The organism is Legionella sp., from assembly GCF_047605385.1.
Lineage (GTDB): Bacteria > Pseudomonadota > Gammaproteobacteria > Legionellales > Legionellaceae > Legionella.
Genome location: NZ_JASGFU010000131.1, coordinates 1 through 3,010, shown reverse-complemented (window position 1 = coordinate 3,010; position 3,010 = coordinate 1). Strand labels below are relative to the sequence as shown.

Below are 3,010 nucleotides of genomic sequence, written 5' to 3'. Positions count from 1 at the left end.
TAAATTTTCTTCTTTCTGAAGTTTTGGGGTAAATTTTAATTTTTGGATCCATATGTGCGAATATTTATCATTTATGGCCGTTGGCTTGGTATTTTTTGGTTGGAATAGGGGGGATTGCTTGGGAACTTGAATAATTATTTGAGCAAAAAATACTGGTTTATTCTCAACTTATGCACAGGAAAAGATACTTCTATAGTGAATCATTTAAACTCATTGATAAAACAATGAAGTAATCTACGACTGACAGCAAGATTACAAATCAGGTCGGCTTTAAATGAATAGTTTAATTACTGCATAAATGATTCCCTCTAGCATAATAAAATTACATGACCTTAATTCACAAAAAATTATCATTTTTATGTTTATCTAAATTGGAAATTACTATACAGAGTTATGTGAATATTCTCATTTTTTATATGTGAAAAGTGTTTTTTGTTTTTAAAATATTGAATTAACTGAAGTTTTTTTAAAATTATAAGAATATGTTAAAAATAAGCATTTTTTGTTCTTATTAGTAAAAAAATTGATTGACGAATAATTAAATTATAATTAATTTCATAAAAATTCTTATTCTGGTTTATATCTTATGAAAAAGCCGCCTTCATTTGTGATGACAAAAATTTTTCCAATTCTGGCGACAACAGGGGCAATGTTTATTTCTAATTCCAGTTTTGCAGAAACTCAGGAAAATATTTCTGCTTCAGAAAATACGATACAACAATTGGAAACACTTAAATTTACAGCGTCACGTACTGATGAGATACAGGAGAAATCTAAACAAATCACAAAAATAGATGAAAAAAGATTAGAGCTTTTAAAGCAAGGTTCATCTGGAAATATTGCGACAGTTCTGGCGAGAGCAGTTCCAGGGCTTGCGGATTCAAGTCGTACAATTACTGATTTTGGACAAACTTTACGTGGTCGAAATGCACTGATCTTAGTGGATGGTATTCCGCTTAATTTAAGTCGCGAAACATCTAGGGGGTTATCAGGTATTGATGCTGAAAGTATAAAAAATATTGAAGTAATAAGAGGAAGCAATGCGATTTATGGTGGTGGGGCAACAGGAGGTATTATTTCAATTACCACCAAGAGTGCTGGAGGAAAACCGTCTGCAAGAACAGTTGTTGGCTTTCAAACGCCATTGACAAACTTTAGGCGTGATGCATTAAGTGCCGATGTCCATCATTATTTCTCTGGTAGTCTCAATGCGTGGGATTATGCTTTAGATTTTGGATATAAACGTACAGGCGGATCTTATGATGCCAGTGGTGATCGTATCGCTCCTGAGCCAAGTCAGGGTGATTTGTTTGACTCTGATGCATATAGTGTTGGTGGTAAGTTAGGCTATCATATTGATGATAATCAATATATTCAGTTCTCAGCCAATTATTATACTGCTGATCAAGACTCAGACTATGTTTCAGATCCAAGTGTTGCTAGCTTAGCTGCAGGGAGTGTTCCAGCTAGAGCGATTAAGGGTTTAAAATTAGCAGATCAAAATCAAAATGAAAGTCAGTTATATAATTTAACTTATAAAAATAAAGATCTTCTAGGGAGTAGTTTCGACTCACAAGTTTATTATCGTGACTTTTATACACGTTTCAACCCTACGGATGGAAGAAATCAGGCGAATCGTGGTAATACTATTAATCAGGGTTATCAGGAAAATAAAGTATTGGGGGGGCGTTTGACGTTCAATACGCCATTACATTTTCTAGGTGATAGCACATTAGTATGGGGCGGGGATTTCATTCGGGAACAAAGTGAGATGCCTCTGGACACTTTTGATCCTGAAATTTATGATCAATCTGGTGGACTTGAGTTTGTAAAAAATGGAAACATTATCTATTTACCAAAGCTGACAACTCAGAGTGCGGGTGTATTTGCTCAATTAAAGCATCGTTTTAATGATCAGTGGTCGGCTGAAATAGGCACTCGCTATGAAAATAGCTTTGCAGAAGTAGGTGATTTTATTCCACTGACTCAGCTGAACAGTTCTAATCCTTATACTGTGACAGGTGGTAAGGTTAAAGCTGATGCTTGGTTATACAATGCAAGTGTCACGTTTAGTCCGGTCAAACAGCATTCGTTTTATGCATCTTTCAGTCAAGGCTTTCAGCTTCCTGATGTTGGTTTAGTGATTCGTAATGCAAATACAGGTTTTAATTTAGGATCTTCATTTTTAGAACCTGTCAAGGTTGATAACTATGAATTAGGTTGGAATGGTAGCTTCGATCGTATTTCGTCAAGTATAGCAGTGTTCTACTCGACTTCAGATCTGGGCGCAGTGCAATCCTTTAATAATGGGTTGAGTCTTGCACGGACGAAAGAAAAGGTAACAGGTGTTGAAGCAACTTTGGATTACCTAACTGAAGATGAAGTATGGGGAGTGGGTGGTAGTGTTACATGGATGAGAGGTAGAGAAACGCCTCAGGGGCAAAGTGAAGATCAAAAGATGACAGGATATCGTATCCCTCCATTAAAACTCACTTCTTATATTTCTTATAGCCCATCTGATACATGGACAAATCGCTTACAAGCGACTTATTTTGGATCTCGGGATTATCGTTTGAATGGTAGAGAAGCGCTTGGGCGATATGATGCAAAAACATATACAACGGTCGATTTGATGAGTAGTTTTGATGTTAATGCAAAAAATAATGTAAGTATTGGTTTAGAAAATATTTTTAACCGAAAATATTATCCTCTATATAGCCAATTGCTCCGTAGTAACAATAATATGAGTCATTTGTTAGCCTCAGGCATTACTTTAAAAGTCACATATAGTTATAAATGGTAATATTTTACCATTCAATAGAATGGCGGATTAGTTGAACCAGAATTCGCCATTTCATATTATTTTTTAAATTTTTATCTATAAATTCTAGTGCTACCCCAAAGAAAAATAATGAGATTATTGAGGGTAATTCCATCTAAAATTAAAAATAAACATTAAGCAAGTTTAACAAATTAATAGCAGTCTATACTCACCATCCTTCTCGATTGG

The 3,010-nt window shown here is 34.9% G+C and carries 1 protein-coding gene; it reads left to right on the top strand.

The annotated features are described in order from the left end of the window. Window positions 1-586: 586 nt before the first annotated feature. Window positions 587-2,803 (top strand): TonB-dependent receptor, encoded by a 2,217-nt coding sequence (locus QM652_RS14415; RefSeq protein WP_415077004.1) that lies wholly within the window; start codon window positions 587-589, stop codon window positions 2,801-2,803. Window positions 2,804-3,010 lie beyond the last annotated feature (207 nt).